The organism is Streptomyces sp. WM6372, from assembly GCF_001279655.1.
Classification (GTDB): Bacteria; Actinomycetota; Actinomycetes; order Streptomycetales; family Streptomycetaceae; genus Streptomyces.
In genome coordinates, this window is sequence record NZ_LGDB01000062.1 from 1 (window position 1) to 2,643 (window position 2,643).

Annotated in this window: 2 protein-coding genes; one reads left to right on the forward strand and one right to left on the reverse strand. The window is 76.5% G+C overall.

Annotated features, from left to right (window positions below):
• The first annotated feature begins 103 nt into the window (after positions 1-103).
• Positions 104-943 (forward strand): NPCBM/NEW2 domain-containing protein, encoded by an 840-nt coding sequence (locus tag ADK52_RS07360; protein ID WP_053688969.1) that lies wholly within the window; start codon positions 104-106, stop codon positions 941-943.
• 27 nt (positions 944-970) lie between these two features.
• On the opposite strand, the gene ADK52_RS07365 is transcribed toward ADK52_RS07360, so the two are convergent.
• Positions 971-2,643 (reverse strand): transcriptional regulator (locus ADK52_RS07365; protein ID WP_053688970.1); only part of this gene is annotated, 1,673 nt, incomplete at its 5' end.

Genomic DNA, 2,643 nt, shown 5'->3' on the forward strand with positions numbered 1-2,643 from the left:
CGGTGGGACTGCGGGGGCCGGGGCTGCCGGTGGGACTGCGGGGGCCGGGGCTGCCGGTGGTGCGGGTGGTGCCGGGGGTGCCGGGTCCGGGGTCGGGGGTGCGGTGGCTTCCGAGGGGCTCGGGCTGCCGGTCAAGGCCGCCATCGCCGCCGGGATCGCGGTCGCCGCGGCCGCGGGGGTGGTGTTCGCGCTGGCCGGGGACGATCCCGAGCCGGGGGCCGCGGCGCAGCCCGCGCCGGGTGTGGCGGCGCCCGTGGTGCCGCTGGTCCCGGCTCCGCGGACACCGGCGCCGACGCGTGCGGAGCCGCCGGCCGCGCAGGGCTCCGTACCCTCCGAGCCGGGCAGGACTCCCGCCGCGCCGACTCCCTCCCCCGCGAAGCCGAAGGCCCCGGCTCCGGTTCCGCCCGCGTCCCCGGCGCCGAAGCCCAAGCCGTCGCCGACTCCGTCCCCGACCCCGGGGCCGGCCAAGCCGTCCCCCTCGCCGTCGCCGTCCGTGCCGCAGCCGGCTCAGGGGTTCCGGCTGGCGGGGCTCGGGCACGCGGTGTTCGGCGACCACAGCGGTCCCGAGCTGCAGACCGGGCGCAGCAGCTGGGTGTGGCAGCGGTGGGGGCTGCGGATCGCGGACCGGCGGTTCACGCAGGGGATCACGGTGAACTCCCGTTCCTCGGTGGAGATCACCCTGAACCGGCAGTGCACCGCGTTCTCGGCGCGGGCCGGGGTGGACGACCTGTCGCTGTTCACCGACGGCACGGTGCGGTTCTCCGTGTACGCCGACGGGCAGCGGCTGTGGCGGTCGGACGCGCTCGGGTTCGGGGATCCGGCCGCCGCCGTCGACGTCTCGCTGACCGGGCGCACGACGCTGCGGCTGGTGGTGGAGCAGGCCGGGCAGGGCAGCCTGCCGACCCTGGCGAGCTGGGCCGACGCCGTGATCAGCTGCCGGTGACCCGGTGGGTCGGGTGTGCTGGGCGGGCTAGGTCGCCTGGGCCGTCTGGGGCGTCTGGGTTGTCTGGGCCGTCTGGGCTGTCTGGGCCGTCTGGGTGACAAGGGTGGCGACCTCGGCCGGGGAGAGCTGCGCGCCCGCCCCCTCCTCCGCCGTGTAGCGGTCGGCGCCCAGCACGGCGCGCGCGTCGGGCGGGAGTCCGCCGACGGCGTTCAGTTCCGGGACCGAGCGCGGGTGGCCCGCGCGCCAGGCGGTGGCCGCCGCCAGCACCCGTACGGCCTCCGCGGTGCGCCCGGCGGCGAGCAGCAGTACGGCCGCGGTGTCGCCGAGCGAGGCCAGAACGCGCTCGGCGCAGTGTGCGGCGATGGCGGCGGCCAGGGCCGGTGCGAGCTTGGCGAGGCCGGCCCGCGGGCCGTGCGCGCGGGCGGTGAGGATGGCGTCGATGTTGTCGAGGCCGGCGGCGAGCTGCGGGGGCGCTGAGATCCTCCCCGAGGCGGCGCGGGCGAGTTCGCACTCCGTACGGGCCTGCTCGAAGTCCCCGCGGACGAGGGCGAGGAGCGCCGCGAGCATGCCGCTGTAGGCCTGGACGTCGTACACCCCACCGTAGCGCTCGACTTCGAGGGAGACCTCCGCCAGCAGCTGTTCGGCGCTGTCGAAGTCCCCCGAGCAGAAGGCGGACTCGGCGATCCGGGCGATGGCGAAGGGCACCTCGGTGTGGGCCCCGACCTCGCGGGCGAGGCGCAGGCACTCCTCGTACTCGGCGCGGGCCCAGTCGTACCGGCCGCGGGAGAGCGCGACCTCGCCGGCGGCGCTCGCCACTTGGGCGCGGGTCCAGCGGTCGCCGACGCGGTGGGCGATCTCGTGCAGTTCGGCGAGGTCGGCGTCGACGGACGGGAGGCCGCCGGTGAGGTCGATGGCCACGTGGGTGCGGAGCATGAGGGCGATGCCCAGTTCCCAGTCGCCGCCGTGGCGGCGACAGTTGTCGACCGTCTGGTCGAGCCCGTCGCGGACGGCGAGGGGGTCGCCGGTGAGGAAGGTGGCCATCGGCCAGAGCATGCCGGGGAAGCGGGCGGTCTCGTGGCCGCCGTCCCGGAAGACCTGCTGGAGGCGGTCGGCGAGGGCGACGTTCTGCGGGGTGCGGAACTCCTCGGGCGCGTGGCCTTCGGCGAGGAGGAGGACGCGCAGCATCTGCGTGCGCATGAAGCGCCAGTACTCGGGAGTACCCTCGGGCGGCTCGGCGGGGTGGGGCTCCAGGACCCGCGCGGCCCATTCCGCGCCCTCGGCGCGGTAGCCGCGCAGCCACCAGAACCAGCCGAGGGCGAGGACGAGGCGTTGGCCGTCTTCGACGGCCGCGCTGTGGACGGTGTGGAGGAGGGCGGCGCGGAGGTTGTCGAGCTCGGTCTCGATGCGCCGGATCCAGGGCAGCTGTGCGGAGCCGCGCAGAAGGGGTTCGGCTTCCTCGGCGAGGGCCAGGAAGTGCGCGGCGTGGCGGTGGGCGGCGGCGCCGCGGTCGGCGGGGTGCGCGGCCGCGCGTTCGGCGGCGTACTCGCGGATGGTCTCCAGGAGGCGGTAGCGCATGCCGGTGCCGTCGGGGGCGGGAGCGGCGACGACGAGGGACTTGTCGACGAGGGAGCCGAGGACGTCGAGGGTGTCGGGGGCGTGTAGGACGTCGAGGGTGTCGGGGGTGTGCAGGGCGTCGGGGG